General features: G+C 28.4%; 18 protein-coding genes. 11 read left to right on the forward strand and 7 right to left on the reverse strand.

Annotated features, from left to right (window positions below):
• The first annotated feature begins 216 nt into the window (after positions 1–216).
• The 3 genes from BR82_RS0104930 to BR82_RS0104940 all read left to right on the forward strand — a co-directional run bounded on the left by BR82_RS0104930 (position 217) and on the right by BR82_RS0104940 (position 7,341).
• A complete protein-coding gene (locus BR82_RS0104930; protein WP_027089284.1) occupies positions 217–795 on the forward strand; it encodes a TetR/AcrR family transcriptional regulator C-terminal domain-containing protein in 579 nt (192 codons plus the stop codon).
• Positions 796–1,147: 352 nt separating this feature from the next.
• Positions 1,148–6,220 (forward strand): bacterial Ig-like domain-containing protein, encoded by a 5,073-nt coding sequence (locus BR82_RS0104935; protein ID WP_027089285.1) that lies wholly within the window; start codon positions 1,148–1,150, stop codon positions 6,218–6,220.
• 869 nt (positions 6,221–7,089) lie between these two features.
• Complete coding sequence (locus tag BR82_RS0104940; protein ID WP_027089286.1) at positions 7,090–7,341, forward strand: hypothetical protein; 252 nt, start codon at positions 7,090–7,092, stop codon at positions 7,339–7,341.
• A gap of 262 nt (positions 7,342–7,603) precedes the next feature.
• Here BR82_RS0104940 and BR82_RS0104950 read toward each other — a convergent pair whose 3' ends face one another.
• Both BR82_RS0104950 and BR82_RS0104955 read right to left on the reverse strand, forming a co-directional pair.
• Positions 7,604–8,515, reverse strand: coding sequence for a 4-hydroxy-3-methylbut-2-enyl diphosphate reductase (locus BR82_RS0104950; RefSeq protein WP_027089288.1), 912 nt, complete (start codon positions 8,513–8,515; stop codon positions 7,604–7,606).
• A 15-nt stretch (positions 8,516–8,530) separates the two neighbouring features.
• Positions 8,531–8,881: a hypothetical protein gene (locus tag BR82_RS0104955; RefSeq protein WP_024722283.1), complete on the reverse strand. Its 351-nt coding sequence runs from the start codon at positions 8,879–8,881 to the stop codon at positions 8,531–8,533.
• Positions 8,882–9,061: 180 nt separating this feature from the next.
• Here BR82_RS0104955 and BR82_RS0104960 point away from each other — a divergent pair, with 180 nt between their 5' ends.
• Both BR82_RS0104960 and BR82_RS0104965 read left to right on the forward strand, forming a co-directional pair.
• Positions 9,062–10,432: a DEAD/DEAH box helicase gene (locus tag BR82_RS0104960; RefSeq protein ID WP_027089289.1), complete on the forward strand. Its 1,371-nt coding sequence runs from the start codon at positions 9,062–9,064 to the stop codon at positions 10,430–10,432.
• The gene (locus tag BR82_RS0104965; protein WP_027089290.1) at positions 10,432–11,292 is read left to right on the forward strand and encodes a deoxyribonuclease IV; all 861 of its coding nucleotides are present in this window, start codon (positions 10,432–10,434) and stop codon (positions 11,290–11,292) included. Before BR82_RS0104960 ends, BR82_RS0104965 begins: the two co-directional genes overlap by 1 nt.
• Here the strand turns inward: BR82_RS0104965 and BR82_RS0104970 are convergent.
• Together BR82_RS0104970 and BR82_RS0104975 are read right to left on the reverse strand one after the other, a co-directional pair.
• The gene (locus BR82_RS0104970; protein WP_024722280.1) at positions 11,265–11,534 is read right to left on the reverse strand and encodes a hypothetical protein; all 270 of its coding nucleotides are present in this window, start codon (positions 11,532–11,534) and stop codon (positions 11,265–11,267) included. The two genes, BR82_RS0104965 and BR82_RS0104970, sit on opposite strands and share 28 nt — an antisense overlap.
• A gap of 87 nt (positions 11,535–11,621) precedes the next feature.
• Positions 11,622–12,551, reverse strand: a complete 930-nt coding sequence (locus tag BR82_RS0104975) for a PD-(D/E)XK nuclease family transposase (protein ID WP_027089291.1) — start codon at positions 12,549–12,551, stop codon at positions 11,622–11,624.
• A 262-nt stretch (positions 12,552–12,813) separates the two neighbouring features.
• Between BR82_RS0104975 and BR82_RS17400 the strand changes: the two genes are divergently transcribed.
• Entirely contained in the window at positions 12,814–12,999 is a 186-nt protein-coding gene (locus tag BR82_RS17400) for a helix-turn-helix domain-containing protein (RefSeq protein ID WP_027089292.1), read from the forward strand.
• 370 nt (positions 13,000–13,369) lie between these two features.
• Here BR82_RS17400 and ispG read toward each other — a convergent pair whose 3' ends face one another.
• From ispG to rpsT, 3 genes are all read right to left on the reverse strand, one after another.
• Positions 13,370–14,422: a flavodoxin-dependent (E)-4-hydroxy-3-methylbut-2-enyl-diphosphate synthase gene (gene ispG, locus BR82_RS0104985; protein WP_027089293.1), complete on the reverse strand. Its 1,053-nt coding sequence runs from the start codon at positions 14,420–14,422 to the stop codon at positions 13,370–13,372.
• 65 nt (positions 14,423–14,487) lie between these two features.
• Complete coding sequence (gene pepF / locus BR82_RS0104990) at positions 14,488–16,263, reverse strand: oligoendopeptidase F (RefSeq protein ID WP_027089294.1); 1,776 nt, start codon at positions 16,261–16,263, stop codon at positions 14,488–14,490.
• Positions 16,264–16,296: 33 nt separating this feature from the next.
• On the reverse strand, positions 16,297–16,557 hold the full coding sequence (gene rpsT / locus BR82_RS0104995) for a 30S ribosomal protein S20 (protein WP_024722236.1): 261 nt from the start codon (positions 16,555–16,557) through the stop codon (positions 16,297–16,299).
• A gap of 144 nt (positions 16,558–16,701) precedes the next feature.
• Between rpsT and gpr the strand changes: the two genes are divergently transcribed.
• The 5 genes from gpr (at position 16,702) to BR82_RS0105020 (ending at position 20,766) form a co-directional block, all read left to right on the forward strand.
• A complete protein-coding gene (gpr, locus tag BR82_RS0105000) occupies positions 16,702–17,661 on the forward strand; it encodes a GPR endopeptidase (RefSeq protein ID WP_027089295.1) in 960 nt (319 codons plus the stop codon).
• Positions 17,662–17,712: 51 nt separating this feature from the next.
• Positions 17,713–18,459 carry a stage II sporulation protein P gene (spoIIP, locus tag BR82_RS0105005; RefSeq protein ID WP_027089296.1) on the forward strand — a complete coding sequence of 249 codons (747 nt, stop codon included), beginning with the start codon at positions 17,713–17,715 and terminating at the stop codon, positions 18,457–18,459.
• Positions 18,459–18,743 carry a hypothetical protein gene (locus tag BR82_RS0105010; protein WP_027089297.1) on the forward strand — a complete coding sequence of 95 codons (285 nt, stop codon included), beginning with the start codon at positions 18,459–18,461 and terminating at the stop codon, positions 18,741–18,743. Before spoIIP ends, BR82_RS0105010 begins: the two co-directional genes overlap by 1 nt.
• A gap of 15 nt (positions 18,744–18,758) precedes the next feature.
• The gene (fmt, locus tag BR82_RS0105015; protein ID WP_027089298.1) at positions 18,759–19,712 is read left to right on the forward strand and encodes a methionyl-tRNA formyltransferase; all 954 of its coding nucleotides are present in this window, start codon (positions 18,759–18,761) and stop codon (positions 19,710–19,712) included.
• 79 nt (positions 19,713–19,791) lie between these two features.
• Entirely contained in the window at positions 19,792–20,766 is a 975-nt protein-coding gene (locus BR82_RS0105020; protein ID WP_027089299.1) for a PD-(D/E)XK nuclease family transposase, read from the forward strand.
• The last annotated feature ends 252 nt before the right edge of the window (positions 20,767–21,018 follow it).

Here is a 21,018-nt window from a genome sequence, read left to right on the forward strand (position 1 = left end):
CATTTCATTATTGATATATTCCATAAAAAATAGTATTTGCAAATTTTTTTGTAAAAAAATATTTTTATATGCAAATGGACTTTTTTATGTAAAATAAATATATTAAAATAAGATTCTAAAAACAATGGACAAATATCTTGTTAGTGGGTAAATAAGGACAAATCATATTGATTTGATGGGCAAATTCTAAGTGAAAATATAGGAGGTTGATTTCTAATGACACATGATGAAATATCATTACAAACCAAGCAAAAACTAGCGACATCATTAAAAAAGTTTATGATGTTAAAAAGTCTAAATAAAATAACAGTTACAGATATTATCAGAGATTGTAATGTTAATAGAAAAACATTTTATTATCACTTTGAAGATATTTATGATTTATTAAAATGGATTTTAGAGCAGGAAGCTGTTGAAGTAGTCAAAAAGTTTGATTTAATGGTTGATTATAAAGAAGCAATTATTTTTGTGATGAGCTATATTGAAAATAATGCACATATTTTAGCTTGTGCATATGATTCTTTAGGTAGAGAAGAAATGCGTCGATTTTTATATCATGATTTTACTAGTATTGTTGAAACGCTCATTGATAACGTAGAAAAAGAATTGGGTCTTTGTGTAAAAAAAGAGTTTAAATATTTTGTATGTAATCTTTATACGGAGTCGTTAGCTGGAATTTTAATAGAATGGTTTAAAAATCCGCAAAATCGATGTAAAGAACAAGTCGTAGAATATTTATCGATTATTTTTTGCTCATCTTTACCAGAAATCATGAAAAATGCCCCTAAAGATTAGTTATATAATTATATTTTTAGTTTGTTGACAAAGATGGATTTTGGACTTTGTCAATTTTTTGCTTTAATAATTGTTTTTCATTTTTAATTTTTATAAGATTTGGATATATGTAAAAAATATTTTTATAAATTTTTTATTACTAAAATTACTATTTTTAGTTAATAATTAAACTATTAACATTAAAAATTTATGATTAAAAACTATATTATATGTTATATAAATAATTAGTATCTCATTTTATAAAAAGGACATAAATTGAAAAAAAAGTTAATAGTGGTATAATGTTTAATAGCGATATTATGTTAAATTATGCTGATTTATAGCGGGTAAATTGTTGAGGGAGGATTTTAATATGAAAATGAGAAGAAAGATTGTAGCGTTATTATTAGTTTTAGCGATGATAGTGATGGTTTTGCCAACGCCAATTTTAAATGTAAAAGGAGCTGACAATATAATTAACCTTAATGAGTTAGCGCCATTTAAAGGAAGAACAAAGCAGGAAGTAGCAGCAAAATATCAAAATGTTAAAATTGATGAATACTATGATTATGGAACTAATGAGGATTATTATAAAGAAAAACCATCATTAGTGGCACCATATGCTGGTGGAGAATTAAAAGAAGAAGTCCATCAGGCAATGAGCAATATGGTAAATTATTATCGCTGGTTAGCTGGTGTTGATAAATATGAACAAAGATCTGTTCATAATGACAGGTTACAAGCCGGGGCAGTAATTCAAAATTTATATTGTAAGGCTGAAGGTAAGTTAACGCATAACTTAGCTACTGACTGGTCAAAGCCTGATAATATGGATCAATATTTTTGGAATATAGGTGCATATGCTAATCATAATATTATAGCCTATAATTATACTCCACAAGGAGCTATCGAGGGTTGGTTTAATGAAGGATATAATATCGAAAATAAATCTTTTGATACGATAGGACACCGCAAAGCCCTTTTGTCATATACAACTACAGGTGCTGATTTTGGATATGCTGGTGATATTGCATATGGATTAATAAAATCTCAAGGAACTACTGATTTGCCTTGCGTTGCCTATCCTGCTCCAGGTGCTTATCCAAGTAATAATATTGATCCTAAGGTTACAGCATGGTCAGTTGAGTTAAATCTTGATAAATTAAGTTATAATTCTTTGAACGATGTAACTATTCGTGTCACTAATTTAACGGCAAATAAATCATATGATTGTACTAAAGCAAATAATAAATTAATTGAATCAGATGATCAAGAAGGACAATTAGTGTTTGTTCAGCCAACTATTTCTACAAGTAACTATGAAGATTCTTATAAAGTAGAAATTTTAGGATTGAAGGATGATAGTGGTAATACAAGTGTAGTTGAGTATCAAATTGATTTCTTCGATATAGACACTTTAGTTCCTTCTACTGTTGATCATGTTAGTACAGATTGTTTAAATGTATACATGGGAGTAACCGCAAATAATCCTTCTTTTACAACAATAGAATCAATTTTACCAAAACAAGTAACTATAACTACTGATACAGATCGAACAGAAGTAATTGATGTTGAATGGCAATATAATGAAGAGACAAATGAATTTATGGTTAAACCAGAATCTTATATGTTCCCGGATTTAATAAACGATAATAATCATGTCTTAGAAAATTTTGCAATAAAATATGAAACCCAAAATACCGTAGATAAAAGTCGTACTCTTAATTATGCTGTAAATGAAAATGGAACTGTTAGCATTGAAGCAGATCCATATTGGTCAGATGCTGATGTATTTTACTGGTATAAAATTTTAGATAATGGAACAGTATCATTACTTGATCAAACATCAAAAGTGTTAACTATTGAAAATGCTAGCATGGATGATGCAGGACAATATTTTGCAGTATATAAATGTAGTTATGCTGCAAATTCAAATATATATGTAACGCCTATTAAAACATTAAATGTAATATCATCAAAAACACTTGCAGGTATAGAAATAACACCACCTGCAAAAACTCAATATTTTGTAGGAGAAAATCTGGTTTTAGATGGCTTGAATGTAAAAGCAATCTATAATGATAATAGTAATAAAGAAATTGATATTTCCCAGGTTCAAATTAGTGGTTTTGATACAACCATTCCTGGTAAAAAGACAATCACGGTTACTTATCAAAATAAAACAGCAACATTTGAAATCGATGTAGTTGAAAAAGAAGTAACTAGTATTAAAGTTACACCACCTGCAAAAGGGCAATATCTTGAAGGTCAGGAATTAGATTTAACAGGTGGAAAGATAACAGTTTTCTATAGTGATGGCAGCAGTGAAATAATAGATTTAACAAATGAAGGAATTGAAATTACTGGTTATGATAAAAATAAAATTGGTAGCCAGCAAGTTACAGTTATATATAAAAATGTACCAGCTGCTTTTACAGTTAATGTAAAAGCTAAAGAAATTACAGATATCAGCATGAGCAGTTTACCGGATAAAGTGCAATATGTTAAGGGGCAAGATCTAGAATTAGCTGGTGGAAAAATATTAGTAAGATATAATAATGGAACGAGTGAAGAGATAGATTTAACTAATTCACAAGTTATAGTAACGGGTTATCAAAAAAATAAAATTGGTAATCAGAATTTAATAGTGCGTTATGGCGGAAAGAGAACGTCAATGACGATTGAAGTAGTTGAAAAAGTTGTTACAAGCATTTTTGTAACAGCACCAACTAAAGTTCAATATATCGAGGGTCAAGAAATAGATTTAACAGGTGCAATGATAACAGCAACCTATAACGATGGCAGTATTCAAGAGGGAATAGCTGTTACTGCAGATATGATAAGTGGTTATGATAGTACGGTTTTTGGTAATCAAACGATTACAGTAACTTATCAAAATCAAATATCAATATTTAATGTGAATGTTAAAGCTAAATCGGTAGTTGGAATTGAAATGTTTAATAATCCAGCTAGATTAGAATATATTGAAGGACAAGAGTTAGATTTAACAGATGGAAAAATAAAAGTAAATTATGATAATGGTTCATATGATGAAGTAACAATTAAATTACCAATGATAAGCGGTTATGAAAGTGATAAATTAGGAAATCAAAATATTACAGTTTCTTATGGTGAGTTTACTACTCAATTTACAGTTAATGTAATTGAAAAAGTTGTTACGAAATTAGAATTGATTTCTTTACCTAATAAATTGAGTTATATAATAGGTCAAGAATTGAATGTCGAAGGAGCAATATTGCAGGCAGAATATAATGATGGTGAAGTTAAAAATAATATTGTTGTAACTAATGATATGTGCAGTGGCTTTGATAGTTCAAGTTTAGGAACTAAAACAGTTAATGTTAAGTATGAAGAAGGGTCAATTGCATTTAATGTTAATGTTGAAGAAAAGAAACTGGTAGATTTGAAAATAACAGCACCAAATAAAACTACTTATATTGAAGGACAGGAAATTGATTTATCAGGATTAAAAGTACAAGCAGTTTATAATGATGATAGTGAAGTTTTACTTGATTTAAACAATGTTGTGATTACAGGATATGATGCTAATAAAATTGGTAAACAATTGATTACAGTTATGTATGGAACTTTAAATAAAAGTTTTGAAGTTGAAGTGATAAATAAAACAGCAGAAAAAATTGAAATAACTTCACCGTTAAAATTAGAATATGTAAAAGGGCAAGAATTAAATCTTGATGGAATGACAATTACAGTAACATATAACAATGGTGAAAAAGCTAATCTAAATATTGCTGATGTTGGAATTGTTGGTTATGATAAAAATAAGACTGGTAAGCAAATCGTTAGTGTCATTTATCAGGATAAAATTGCTGTGTTTGAAGTAAATGTGATTGAAAAAGTGGTTACAGAAATTTCTATAAGTACTCCTGCAAAAACTGAGTACATTCAAGGACAAAAACTTGATTTAACAGGAGTAACGATCATCGCTAAATATAATGATGGAACAAGTAATCCAATTAGTGTTGAAAATGAAATGGTTAGTGGATATGATGCTAATAAGGTTGGAAAACAAACAGTTGTAATTACTTTTGAAGGAAAGACAGCAACATTTGAAGTTGAAGTGTTAGCTAAAGAAATAACTAAGATGGAAATAACAGCACCATCAAAATTGGAATATGTTGAAGGTCAGGAACTAGATTTAACTGGGGCATCAATACTTTTGACATATAATGATAGTAGTTCGAAAACTATTTCAATTACTAAGGATATGATCAGTGATTATGATAGTAGCAAGATTGGTAAACAAGTTGTTAATGTAACATATCAAAATCAATCTGCAATATTTGAAGTAAATGTAATAAAAAAAGCAATTACTAATATTGAAATGAATTCTTTACCAAATAAAGTTAATTATATTGTCAATCAAACATTTGATATTACTGGGGCAACACTTAAAGTAACTTATAATAATGATGAAACAGAAATTATTACTGTAACTAATGAAATGGTTACGATTCCTGCTTTATCATCATTAGGAAGTAAAACAGTTAAAGTTGTTTATGATGGCTTTGAAACAAGTTTTAATATTATCATTAGAAATAAGGCATTAACAGCAATTGAAATCTTTAAAGCACCTGATAGAGTAGAATATATTGAAGGTCAGCAATTGGATATAACAGGTGGTAAATTATCGTTGATCTATGATGATAATTCTAAAGAAATAATTGATTTAGATTCTACGATGTGTAATGTTGATATGAATCAAATTAGTGAAAAAGTTGATGTTGAAGTATCATATAATGAATTAAAAACATCTTATTCAATTAAAATTGATGCTAAGACTGTTACTGCAATGAAATGGATCGAAGAACCAGATATTTTACAATTTAAAGAAGGGAAACCATTTATATTTAGTGGTAAATTAGAATTAACATATAATAATGGTAGTGTAGAAATTACTAATGCTAATAGTGATAATTTTATCATTAAAGGATATGACAACAGTAAAGTTGGTCAGCAAGTGATTGATATTGTCTATAAAGGAACTAATGTTTCAGTTGATCAAACAGTTGAAATATTACCTAAAACATCTATAGGTATAGTGATCCAAACATTACCAACTAAAACTGTTTATGAAATGGGTGAAGAATTTAAAATCGATGGTTTAGCAGCTGCAATCATTTATGATAATGATACAGTAGAAATAATTCCATTAGAAAAATTAATTATTTCTAAACCAGATATGAATAAAGCTGGAAAACAAAAGATCAATCTTTCAGATGGAAAATATAAAACATCATTTGAGATTGAAATCATCAAAAGAGAAGCAGCTCAAAATGATACTCATGTAGCTGTAAATACAAGTGATGATACGTCAATTGCAATCCATAGTGGTACTTTAGCACTAACATTATTGACAGCTGTAATTTCTTTAATAAAAAAGAAAAAAGTAACAGCATCATAAATAAAATTAGATAAAAATATAATCTCAAAATAAATTTCTTGATAGATTGTTAATTAATAGGATAAATTAAAAAAGGTAGATAGTTAGATTAAGAATATAATGAATAGGGTAGCTAATATACGTATCGATAATGATTAAAGGAAAATTTTAATAATATAAAAATTAAAATTTTTCTAATAACACTATGGCTAGGAAATAGTTTTAATTATAGAAGTTATTATTTGATACAAATACTATTAAAAAGTAGCTATAAAAATAGAAGCTTTACAAAACAATCTAAGATTTTGATTAAAAGAGACTATTCCATAATATGAGGTATTGTGATTCATATTATGAAAAAAGTCTCTTTTATATTTGTATTATGTTTTGATTAATTAAAATATCAATCATAGATAATTAGTTTGATGAAATTTAAGATTGGAAATTAGTTTGAATACATGCAAATATTATTTAATATATTTTTTAAATATATGATAAATATCGATTAGTTTTTATTTCAAATATTTCACCAGTCATTTTTAAATCAATATAAATCATATTAATAAGATAATTTTTAAAAGTCACGACCGTTTAATTGAATATCAAACCATTAAATGGGGAAATGAACAATATCATTATTTATTATGTTATAGTAAAGGTAAGAAAAGTAGCTAAAAGAAATGATGCTTCTGTTTATTATGTAAATAAGTTATAGTAACGCTAAATAGTTTTAATTTCATTAGATAGGTAAGGAGAGAAAATAAATTAAAGAAATGATAAGAAAGTAATTAAATATGAATTTGAAGTATTAGAAAAATTTCTTTTCTACTTTATGATCTAATTAAAATATTTGCGTCTATTAATGAAGTTAGACAGAAAAGGAGGAAATTATGTTAAAACATATTAGCTGTTTATTCACTGGATATTCATTGATTATTGCTGTTACTCCTATTGATGATTACCAGAAAATTCAATATGAATCAGGACATGATATTTATCGAATTGTTTTAAGTAAATTAAAAACATCAGCAAAACCAAGAGCTCGTTATGAACTTACTGGCAAGTTTATTCCAGAATGTGAACCAAGACATTCAGGTCCATGTAATACTGGATATTGGGAATATAAGATCGGATCATTATAATTATGAAAAATAATAAAAATTTATTTATAGCAATTTTTTTAATCGTTTGTATAATTGGTATGTTGATAGTTAGATATTGTTATGATCAAGCTGTTATTAATAGTACAACTGCAATAGTTTTAAATGAAATTTTAGGTTTCCCCTGCGCAGTTGTGATTATATATAGTTTAATAATGCATGTTAAGAAAAAGAAAAATTAATTCTAACTTTTATTTAATAAATAATAATTAGTATTGGAAAAGCTCCTAAATCTAGGAGCTTTTTAGAGTATTTTATTTAGATCAATTTTTGGTTTTGGATGCGTTGATGAATCATTATAATTAAATTGTTTTAAATAATTAATGACTTGAGTAGTTAAATAAGTAGGGGTAGAAGCGCCCGAACTTACGGCAGCAGCTTTTTTATCCTTTAACATTTCTAATGTAATATCATTAACACTTTCAATCATATAAGTAGTTTTATTAGCTTTATTATAAGCAATACTAGCTAATTTTTTGGTATTATTTGAATGTGGATCACCAACAATAAAAACAACATCAACATCATCGTTAATTTTAGCAATAGCTTCTTGCCTGATGGTAGTTGCCTGGCATGTTTCTTTAGCAATAATTAAATTAGAAAGCTGTGTTTTAGCATACTCACATAAATCATAGACATCATATAAAGACATGGTTGTTTGGTTGGTAATAACATATTTTAAATTTTTGTCTAACTTATCTAAATCTGTTTTAGTTTCAATTAAATGAATATGTTCATAATTAATAGATAGGGCACCTTCTGATTCAGGATGTCCATTTTTACCAATATAAAGAATTTCAAACCCTTTATTAAGATAGTCTTTTATTAAATCATGAGTCTTGATCACATCAGGACAAGTTGCATCGATTACGTTTAGATTTTTTTCAAGAGCTTTTTTTTTGACATTATCACTAGCTCCATGAGCTGTAATAATTACGGTTCCTTTATTAACTTCTTCTAACAATTCTTCTCTTGAGGCACCTTTTTTATCGATTGTTTTAATCCCTAAATTTTCAAGGGCATCGACAATATATTGATTATGAACAATCATTCCTAATATATAAGTATCTTCATGATGTGCCTGTTTTTTTGCTGTTTCTATTGCTCTGATAACACCTTTACAATATCCACGAGGAACAATTTGATAGACTTTCATTATATCACCTCAAAGTTATTGTATCATATTTTCAAACTGTACGTCATTATCAGTAGAGTTTTTTATTTTTTCTTCGTTGAGCGGAGTGATATTTTGTTCTACTTCATCAAAGTCGATATCATTAATATGATTTACTGCTTGAATAACGCGAAAGGCATTTTTAGTATTATTAATTATTGGTCGGATCTGATATATTAATGGAATTATTTGGTTGATCGTATATATTGTTTTAGTAGCATAATGTAATGATTTTTGGATATTAGCTCGGGTTTTCATTTTACGATTAATTGGATATACTTGATTCATAGGATAGATTTGTGGATTAAAGTTATCATAGTAGAAATTCTCATCATAAAATGGGTTCATACTATCCCTCCTTTTATTATAGTTTATGTGTTTTTTTTGTATGTGTGCTAAAAATAAAAGATAAATAAGTATTTTTTAATAAACATATCAAAATAGTTTTAAAGAGAATATAAATTTATTTGCTTTTTATTTATGTTATGATAAAATTAATTGAATTTTTCAAAGAAAAGGAGGAAAAAGATGAGTACATTCGAAAAATATAAATTACAGGAATTTTGCTATCAAACAATTAATGAATTAGGTTTTATTAAACCAACGCCAATTCAAGAACAAGTGATTCCTTTAGGATATAAAAATAATGATATAATCGGTATTTCACAAACCGGAACAGGGAAAACACATGCCTTTTTATTACCAATTATGGATCAAATAGATACAAGTAAAGATCATGTTCAAGCCGTGATTACTGCACCAACACGTGAATTAGCAACACAAATATACAATAATGCCAGGTTATTTGTTAAATATAATCAGGATATTCGGGTATCTTTAATTATTGGTGGAAGTGATCGTCAAAAAGCGGTCAATAAATTATTAGTTCAGCCGCATATTGTTATTGGGACACCAGGAAGAATTAAAGATCTATCATTAGATGAACAAGCATTAAAAATAACGACAGCTTCTATCCTCGTAATTGACGAAGCAGATATGACGTTGGAATTTGGGTATTTAGAAGATATTGATGCTGTTGCAGGTAAAATGAAAGATGATTTGAAAATGATGGTTTTTTCAGCAACTATTCCCCAAATGTTAAGACCGTTTTTAAAGAAATATATGAAAACACCAGTAACGATCGAAATTGATGATGATAAAGTTACTACTGATAATGTTGAACATGTTTTAATTGCGACAAAACATCAGGATCGATATGATGTTTTAAAGAAAATAATGAAGGCTATCGACCCTTATATATGTATTATTTTTGCAAATAAGCGTGATGAAGTAGCAATGATAACAAAAAAATTACGTGAAGATGGTTTCAAGGTAGGAGAAATTCATGGTGATTTAGAACCGCGGGAACGTAAACAAATGATGAGAAGAATTCGTAACAATGATTATCAATATATTGTTGCTACTGATATTGCAGCTAGAGGAATAGATATTGATGGGGTATCACATGTAATTAATATGGAGTTACCTAAAGAAGCAGATTTTTACATTCATCGCAGTGGTCGTAGTGGAAGAGGTAAATATACAGGTATTTGTTACAGTATGTATGATACTAGTGATGAAGAAAATCTAAGAATCTTAGAGAGAAAAGGGATTGCTTTTAAAAATATGACGATTAAAAATGGTCAATTTGTTGATCTAGGGGAACGTCTAAAAAGAACTAAACGTCCAAAGCAGCAAACAGAATTAGAAAAAAAAGTTCAAAGTATTATTCGTAAACCAAGAAAAGTAAAACCAGGTTATAAGAAGAAACGTAAAAGAGAAATTGAAAAAGTAGTTCGTAAACAAAAACGGCAAATGATTCAAAACGATATTAAACGTCAGAAAAAAGAACGTGCAAAAGCTGCACAAATTGCTAAAAGAAATGGAGAAGAATATTAATGATAATTGGAAGTCATGTCTCAATGTCAGGTAAAGAAATGCTGTTAGGTTCAGTCAAAGAAGCTCTTTTGTATAATGCTAATACTTTTATGTTTTATACAGGAGCTCCTCAAAATACCGCACGTAAACCAGTAGATCAATTAAGATTTGATGAAGCTAAAAAATTAATGGAAGAAAATGGCATTGATATTAATAATGTTGTTGTTCATGCACCATATATTATTAATTTAGCTAATACGATCAAACCAGAAACTTTTGAATTGGCTGTAAACTTTTTAAAGCAGGAAATTGAACGCTGTAAAGCTTTAGAAATGACGAGATTAGTTTTACATCCTGGAAGTCATGTAAAAGCAGGGGCACAGGCAGGTTTAGATAAAATTGTTGCCGGACTAAATGAAGCTGCTAAAAATTGTGGCAATGTTAAAATTGCTTTAGAAACGATGGCAGGAAAAGGTTCTGAGTGTGGTCGTTCATTTGATGAAATAAAATATATTATTGAACATGTTGATAATAATGAATGTTTAGGGGTATGTTTAGATACTTGTCATATGCATGATGCAGGTTATGATTTAAGTAAATTTGATGAAATTTTAGCGGAATTTGATCAAAAAATTGGTTTAGATCGATTATTAGTTGTTCACGTTAATGATTCTAAAAATGTATGTGGGGCTGGAAAAGATCGCCATGAAAATATTGGCTATGGTCATATTGGTTTCGATATTTTAAATAAGATCGTTCATCATGATAAATTAAAAGATGTCCCTAAAATTTTAGAAACACCGTACATCGATAAAAGAGCACCATATAAAGATGAAATAGAAATGTTTAAAACTCAAACTTTTAATCCTAATTTAAAATAATTAGGACAATTAGCTAAAAAAGATTTAATTTTAAGGCAAGTAGCAATACTTGTCTTTTCAATTATATAGTTATAAAGTACTTCATTGTAATGACTATCAACTAAGGCATAACGATTATTCTGAATCAAATTATAAATTATTAATAATTGATCTTCATCAATTTCGATATCCTGGTCATAAACAAGTTTTTCAAATGTTTTAAAATCTAAATCAAATAGATTATCATAATTATTATTACTCATTATTTTGCCTCCATAATTGATAATATGCATAAATAAAATAAATAGAACATTCATACAAAATTATTTTCGATAAAAAAGGAAACAGATTTATTTTTCTGTTTCCTTTATCTCATCTATTCTTTGTTTGAACCTTTCATACTCATCCTCTTCAAAGATTATTTTATCAATCACTTTTAATTGTTTAGTATTTAGCGATAATACCCATTCTTCTTCTCTTATTCCATATCTTGCTTCAATAAAATCAATAGTTATTTTTAATGCACCTTCAGTTCTTCCCTTAGCCAATCCCTTTTCATATATTTCCTGCTTTTCGGATTCATTTGCTGCCCTGTTTAAATTTCGCTTATAATACATATCTCTTAATAGTTCGTCTTCATTAAACATTTCTAATTTTTTTTTCATGATCTTTACCACTCCTTGGTTCGTTAAACCAATTATATCACTATCTATCCCGTTTTTAAATATATACAAAGCCAGTTCTATTTCACTCATTTTTTTTAAACTTTTCTGTTTCCTGATTATATTGATATATGGCAGCTGGACATAACTCCTGGTAATGAGATTATACTTTTCTATTATTCCATCTTCATTAGTACTTCTATATGTATCAATCAATTTTAGATTATCTTTATCAATATCATCAATAAAGATAATCTGATATACAGAATGCATGGTTTCAATATAACTCCTGCTTTTTTCTTTTTGTGCTGCTAGTAAAGCTGCACCATACTGCCAGAAACGATAGTAATGACTTTTAGAAAAGGTAGAATTCTGCATTTCGATATCAATAATATCACCATCAGTTGTTTTTACCTTAACATCAAGGATCATATCTTTATCAGATATATGTTTCGGGTTAAGATCAGGATTAAGGACAGAGATTTGATCACATTTAATATTGAGGATATTTTCAATAAAGAGTTTTAACATAAAGATACAGTCAGGATCTAAATCATCGTGCAGTAAATATTTGAATAAGATATCATTTTTAAAATCATTGTAAAATTCTTTTGTCATAAAAAAGACCTCCTATTAATATATACAAAAGAATTATTCATTTTACTTGTTATTTGCCATTTTTAATAAATATTATATTAATCAATAGTTAGCCAGTTAGTGTTTAAAATGAGCTGAAAGATAATATATCATTTGATAAAATATTATATAGATGAGAGGATATATGGTTTGGTATGAAAAACTATAGATGATTATTGATAATGACGAAATAGTTTAGATTGTAGGATATTCTTTTGGCTTTTTTTAAAAAATATTTTCATATATGAATGGAATCAGTTTTGCAGAATATATTCATTTACAAAAACTAACTTTAGCGAGATATGATTTAAAGAGTACAAAAATGAAAATAGTTGATATAAGTTATAAATATGGTTATGATTCATCATCGTCATTTACTAAAGCGTTTGCACATTTTCATGGTGTCTGTTCCAGCAAAGACATGGATTAAAAGTCAAAGATATACTTGGTGAATTGAATAAAAAAGCAGTTTTGGATTAGTAGGTAAAAGTGTTAAAGTTTCATGTATTGACAATATTCATTATTTAAAGATTCCCAAGTTTTGGAATAATTGTCAAAAAGAAGAGACATTGAAACATCATTTAGAGAAGTGAAATATGCGCTAACGTATTGCATTCTAAAGAAACTATTCAAGACACTTTCTAACTAAAAAGGGTGGGAAAATCCCACCAATAAAACATTTTATAGCTAAAGGAATACTTGCTAATTCGCTTAGGCAGGAATTGTTAACTCCAACCGTTATACCTTTTCAAATGTGTACTTTTTTAACTTAATAATATTGATTATAAGCTCAATCCTTATTAAATCATTGCTAAAATTTCTTTTTTTAACTCAGCGACAATATGCTCTTGTTTAACTTTACGGATGATTTTACCTTTTTTGATCAATAAACCTTCATTGACTCCCCCAGCAATTCCAATATCAGCATGTTTTGCTTCACCTGGGCCATTAACTGCACAGCCCATAATCGCTACAGTGATATTAGCATTGATCGTATTTAAGAAATCTTCAATTTCTTTAGCGATAGGAATTAGATCATATTGGATTCGTCCACAGGTAGGACAGGAAACTAGAGTCGGGACATTATCAATTAACTGCAATTCTTTTAATAATGTTTTAGCTACTTTTATTTCTTCTAATGGACTATCGCTTAAAGATACTCTTATAGTATTACCAATTCCTTGATATAAAATAGTTCCAATTCCTAAACTAGATTTAATTGTCCCGCCTAGTTTTGTTCCCGCTTCAGTAACGCCGATATGTAAAGGGTATGGGAAGGTTTCACTGGCTAATTGATAAGCTTCGATCGTAAGTAAAGTATTAGATGATTTTAATGAGATACAAATATCATAAAAATCTAGACTTTCTAAAATTTCAACGTGTTTTTTAGCACTATCGATCATTCCCTGGGCAGTTGGTTTACCATATTTTTCTAAAATTTCTTTTTCTAAAGAACCGCCATTAACACCAATTCTAATAGGAATGTGTTTCTTTTTACAAGCTTCAACTACTAATTTAACTTTATCAATAGAACCAATATTACCAGGATTGATTCTAATTTTATCAATTCCTGATTCAATTGCCTGCAGGGCTAAACGGTAATCAAAATGGATGTCAGCAACTAAAGGAACATTAACACGATTTTTGATTTCTTTAATTGCTAAGGCATCATCCATATTTAAAACAGCTAAACGAACTAGCTGACAGCCTGTGTTTGCTAATTCATTAATTTGTTTAACAGTTGCTTCAATATCTTTAGTTTTAGTATTTGTCATTGATTGAATAACTACTTCATCATTACCACCAATAGTAAGATTACCTACTTTTATAGCTCTTGTTTCATTTCTTTTCATGAACTCACCTCTAAACTATTATAACATATAAAAAACGCTATTTATAATAAATAGCGCAAATACTTTTATGATGACTTTTTAATTGCCTCAAATTGATTTAATAAATCTTCAAAATAATTAAAGGCATCTTCATAAATTTGATCATCTAAAGGATCGATTCCAGCTTTCTTTAATAAATCAACTGGAGCCATACTGCCACCAGATTTTAAGAAATTTAAATAATTTTCAACTTGATTTTGATCACCTTTTAAGATTCGATTAACAATTGCTAGAGCAGCAGTCATTCCTAAAGTATATTTGTAAACATAATAATTATAATAAAAATGTGGAACATAGTAACAAGACCAGCCAACTAGATCATCCATCACAACATCATCACCATAATATTCTTGGTTTAGTTTAGCGTATAAATCAGTAATTACTTTAGAAGATAAGGGCTCATTATTTTCAGCCATAGTATGCAGTTTATATTCAAAATCAGCAAACATCGGTTGTCTAAAAATTAAACCAACACAATTCTCTAACTGTTCATAAATAAAATAAGCTTTTTCTTGATCATCTTTAGCATTATTGATCATATAATTGATCAATAATGTTTCATTTACAGTTGATGCAACTTCGGCAACAAAAATACGATAATTAGCATTAACAGATTCCTGATAATGATTAGATAAATAAGAATGTACACTATGTCCTAATTCATGGATCATAGTTGAAAGAGAATTATAATCACCAATAAAATTCATTAAAATAAATGGGTTAGTGTCATAGCTGCCGCTAGAATAAGCTCCAATTCTTTTGCCAGGAGTTGGATAATAATCGATCCAGCGCTCACTTCTAGCTTTATTAATAATATTTAAATATTCTTGTCCAAATGGTTTTAAACATTCATTGATGATTTCAAAACATTGATCGATCGTGTATTCTTTTTTTATCGATGAAACTAAAGGAATATTTAAATCATAATTATAAATTACATCTTTATTTAAAAGCTCTTTTTTTAGACGATTATAGCGATGAAATAAATGACGATATTTTACATTAGCACTGTCTAAAATTTTAAAGAACAAATCACTAGGTACATCATCATCAAAAACACTAGCTTCTAAAGCATTGTCAAATTTACGAACATTAGCGTAGAAAACATCTTTTTTCATTGCCCCAGATAGTGTTTGGGCAAAAACATTTTCAAATTTTTTGTATTCCTTAAAAAAATTAGTATAGGCCTGTTTACGTACATTATCATTTTTACTTTTTAAAAACTGATTTAAAGTAGCGTTGTTTAAAGTTTTCATTTCACCGTTTTCTTCAACATCATCATATTCAAGGCGCAACGCATCAAATACCTGGCTGGAAGTATCAGCGATACTTTCAACTTTAGCTAAAAGTTCTTCTTGTTCTTTAGGTAAAATATGATCTTTAAATGATAATAATGAATTAATTTTATAAGTATATTTTTGAAGTTTTGGATCTTTGATATATTCTAAAACTTTATCTTTAGATTCAATAATTTCATTATCAATAAAAGAGATTTTTACCGATGAAGCTTCTAAAACACCGATGGTTGAAGCCATCATTGTCTGATATTCCTGGTTATTAGGCTCAACATCACAATTTAGGTGAGCAAAACAGTATAATTTATTAATTAATCGTTCTACTAGATCTTTTGTTGATAAAAAATTATAGAAACTATCAATACTATTACATATTTTTCCTTTAAAACTAACTATTTCATCGATTAAAGATTTAGCTTTTTCTAAATCCTGATAAAAGTCATTATGATTTTGATATATAGTGCTTAAATCCCAAGTATCTTTAATATCAATATCTTTTCTTTCCATACAATTTTCTCCTTTAAAATAAAAACCCTATCATTAGATAGAGTTCACTAATTTAGCTAATCTAGATTTTTGTCTACTAGCATAGTTTTTATGATGAATTCCTTTTGAAACAGAAGCATCTAATTTTGATGCAACAATGTTATAAGCTTCTACTGCTCCATCTTTATTTCCAGCTTCAACTTCAGCCAATAATTTTTTAATTGCAGTTTTTAATGCTGATTTATAAGAAGCGTTTTTTGCTCTTTTTACATTATCATTTTTATAACGTTTGATTTGTTGTTTCATATTTGCCATGATTTTTCACCTCGCTTTATTCTTGCCTTTACATTATATATAAATAATTGATTAAATGCAACTTTTTTTTAAATTGATAAGACATTATTTAGATAAAAATGTATTAAAATTAAAGAATTGGTGATATTTATGGTAGGTGATATGATGAATTTTAAGAATATACGTAGTGATTTAGCGACAGAATCATTGGAACAATTAGAAATAGGGAAACATTATAATAAAGAAGAATATGTTAATAACGGTGTAAAAGTAGAAAAAGTATCAATTCTCCAACCTCATCAAAGTATTAATCAAGGAATCGGGACATATATTGAAATTAGTTTTAAAAATTACATGAATCAACAGATCATTATTGATGAACTGGTAAATAATTTAAAACCCTTGATTGACAAAATCAACTATCCTAAAATTTTAATCGTTGGTTTAGGAAATCAATATTTAACTAATGATGCAATCGGACCTAGAACTTTAAGAGATATTCGAATTACACATTTTCTTGATGACGAAGATAAACTCTTGAATCATTATTATGATATTTTAGGAATTGCTCCAGGGGTAAAAGTCCAAACGGGAATGGAGACAAGTGAAATTGTAAAAGCTATAGTTGATAAAGAAAATATTGATTTAGTAATTGTTGTAGATGCTTTATGTGCTAAAAATTATCGTAAATTGGCCCATGTTATCCAAATAAATGATGTGGGAATCAATCCTGGTAGTGGAATAGGTAATTATCGTCAAGCAATAAATGAGCAAACGATGGGAACTAAAGTCATTGCAATCGGAATACCAACAGTAATCTATGCCAGTAGCCTTGTTAGTGATGTGTTAAATTATACTATCGATTATTTTGGCGATAGTTTAAATCCTGTAAATAGATTAAAGGTAGGAAAAAGAGAAAGCTATCAAGGGACTTTAAATGAACAGCAAAAGGAAATGATGTTAGGGCAGATCGGAAAACTTAATGATAATGAACTAGAAATGTTATTTAATGAAGTATTAGACCCTATTGATTGTAATTTTGTTTTAAGTGATAAACAGATTGATGAACAGTGTGAAATAATGTCTAAAATAATTAGTAAAAGTATTAATTCTTTAAGGTACTAAATCCTACATTTCGTGCATACAATTAGTTGTATAGTATAGTGGGTGATGAAGATGAGACTAAAAAATACTTTTTTGATTTTATTGAAATTAGCCGTTATAGTTGGTTTGATCGTATATCTTCCAAGTAAAGTATCAACTTCTCCTAATGCACAAGTTATTAATGCTATTAATAATGCTACTAGTTCTACCCCTGTAGCAGCTAATCCTCAAACTACCGAGTTTACAATTACTAAAGATAAAAAGGTTCATATCTACAATACTCATCAAGGTGAAGAATATGATGGATATAATGTTGTATTAGGGGCGAATTATTTAAAGGATTGTTTAAATAGTCAGGGTTATCAGTGTGATGTTGAAGGTAATGATTTTGAAAGCTACAAAGCTGTGCATAATATTGCTTATAACAAATCTTATACGGTTTCTAAGATGTATTTGGAACAAAGTTTACAAAGTAATGGTGGATATGATTTGATCATTGATTTTCATCGGGATTCAATTTCTAAAGAATTGTCGACGATTAGTTATAATGGTAAATCATATGCTAAAATTATGTTTGTAGTAGGAAAAAGCAGTGGCAAGTTTGATGCTGTAAATCAATTATCGCAAAAATTATCAGATTTAGCGAATGCTACGATTCCTAAGATCAGTAGAGGTGTTTATGTTAAAAATTCACACTATAATCAAGGTACAAGTGATAACATGGTATTAATTGAAGTTGGAGCTCAAAGTAACACCAAAGAAGAAATTCAGGCAACTGTTGAAATCATTGCAAAAGCGATTGGAGAATATTTAGGCTGATGAAAAATTTTTTAATTGATTTATGCCTGGTGGGAATGCTTTTATTTATGATCAATGGTTTGTTTGGTGATTTTAGTGTTAAAAAGGCAATGTTTGAACAAAATATTGAACAGTTTGAAGAAGATATAAAAGAACAACAACCAATTACAACTGATTATGGAACTACTAATGATAATGATGAAAATGCATTATCATTAGTAGTAAAAAAAATTAGTGATGGATGTATTAAAGTAATTGAAACTTTAGTATTGATTATTTCTAATATTATTAGTACACTTTTATAAGAAAGTGGTGATTAAATGAAAGATGTAAAAATATTATTTATGGGAACTGCAAGTTTCTCTAGACATGTATTAGAAGAATTATTAAAAAATAGTTTTAATATTATTGGTGTTGTTAGTCAGCCTGATCGTTTTGTTGGACGGAAAAAGGTTTTAACGATGCCAGAGGTAAAAGAAGTAGCTATTAAAAATAATATTCCAGTGTTTCAACCGCAGAAAATTAAGCAGGAATATCAAGAAATTATTGATTTAAAATCAGATTTAATAATTACAGCAGCTTATGGTCAAATTGTACCAGAAATAATTTTAAATACCCCAAAACTTGGCTGTATTAATGTACATGCTTCATTGTTGCCTAAATATCGCGGTGGAGCACCTGTTCATTATGCTATCATTAATGGTGAAAAAGTTACTGGAATAACAATTATGTATATGGCTAAAAAGATGGATGCAGGAAATATTATTAGTCAGTTGGAAGTTAATATTGATGATGCAGAAACAACTGGAGAATTGTACGAACGCTTAAGTGTTGCAGGAGCAAAATTATTAATTGAAACTTTACCAAGTATTATTGAAGGAACAAATGCTTCTATTGAGCAGGATGAAAATCTTGTTACATATGCTCCAACAATCAGCCATGAACAAGAAAAGCTGGATTTTAATAAAAGTGCTTTGCAAGTTTATAATCAAGTACGTGGAATGAATCCTTGGCCTGGTGCTTACACTACTTATCAAGATAAGATAGTTAAAATTTGGGCTGGTAAGGTTCATCATTGTAAAAATGCTATTGAACATCATGGGCATCAAGAAAATGGTACGATCGTTAAAATATTTAAAGATGCTATTGGTGTAAAAACAGGGGCAGGTATTTATTTAATTACGGAATTACAGATTGCTGGTAAAAAAAGAATGTTTGTAAAAGATTATTTAAATGGTAATAATGTTTTTAAAGTAGATACTAAGTTTGAATAGCAGCTTTTTTTCAAAAAAGCTGCTTTTTTAAAGTAATTCTCCTTTTTAGATTGTAAAAGATAATGAGGAGGAAAAAAATATGATTCATGAAAAAACTGTTATCCAAAATAATGTCAGCTTTAGTAATGACCTGTTCTTTAAATATCTGCTCTCTAGAGATACTTTTGAATCCAAAAAAATAAGAAAGTTTATCGTTAAATCTGTCACTGGCCTTGACTGTCAGCAGATGATCGTTAAAAATCCCGAAATCAATCAAAATACGGTCCTCGCTAAAAACATCATCCTCGATATCTGTGCGATTGATGAAAAAGGTCGAATCATCGATATCGAAATGCAGATGGCCGGCAGCAGTAATAGCGAAAGTACCCGCTTTCAGTTCTATGGTGCCAGACTGTTAGTAGAACAGATCGATACTGGTGAAAAATATCATCAGTTAAGACCGGTATATCAAATCATCTTTATCAATGAAGATGATGATCGTCTGATCAAAGAATATGCGTTTCGAGATGACCAGGGAGAGGTAGAAAAAAGTAATCTTAATTACCGCTATTTTATCAAGATGAGACATATCGATAAGCTCATCAAGGAAAAGGGAATTGCAGGATTGAATGATTTAGAAAGATTATGTTATTTGTTTATAAAAAATGAATATCCTGCTATAATGAAAGAAAGAGAAGAAGATATCGTGGAGATGGTGATAAAGATGTATGACAAGTTTAGAAGTAATGAGCCGATATGGTCATTAGCAAACCAGTTAGCCTTAGCGAAGCTTAGAACCGAATCCTTAGAGATGGAACGTGAAGAAAAGACGGCTAAAAGAATCGAAGAAGGAATCAAACAAGGTATTGAAATTGGACGAGAAGAAGGGGTTGAAATAGGAAAAAAAGAAACTCTTAGACAAACATGTATTAAATTGATTAAAAAGCAGTATCATCAAGACTGTCAGGAATGGGTAGAGAGCTTAAGTGAAAAGCAATTAGAAGAAATAATTGAATTGATTTTTAAAGAAGAAGATTTTAAAGTTTTTAAGCAAAAAATAGATATGATCAAGTGATAAAGAAAAAGTTTTTATTAGCTAATATCCAAACAAAATTAAGGAAGTTTTAATTATCGGTAATGAAGTTAATACTTCCTTTTATACTATTAAATATTGGTATACATATTTTATGTAAAAAAATAACTAATAAAAAGAAGTAATTTCTCTAATTATCTTGTAAAAGATAATGAGGAGGAAAAAATATGATTCATGAAAAAACTGTTATCCAAAATAATGTCAGCTTTAGTAATGACCTGTTCTTTAAATATC

It is taken from the genome of Thomasclavelia saccharogumia DSM 17460 (genome assembly GCF_000686665.1).
GTDB classification, from domain to species: domain Bacteria; phylum Bacillota_I; class Bacilli_A; order Erysipelotrichales; family Coprobacillaceae; genus Thomasclavelia; species Thomasclavelia saccharogumia.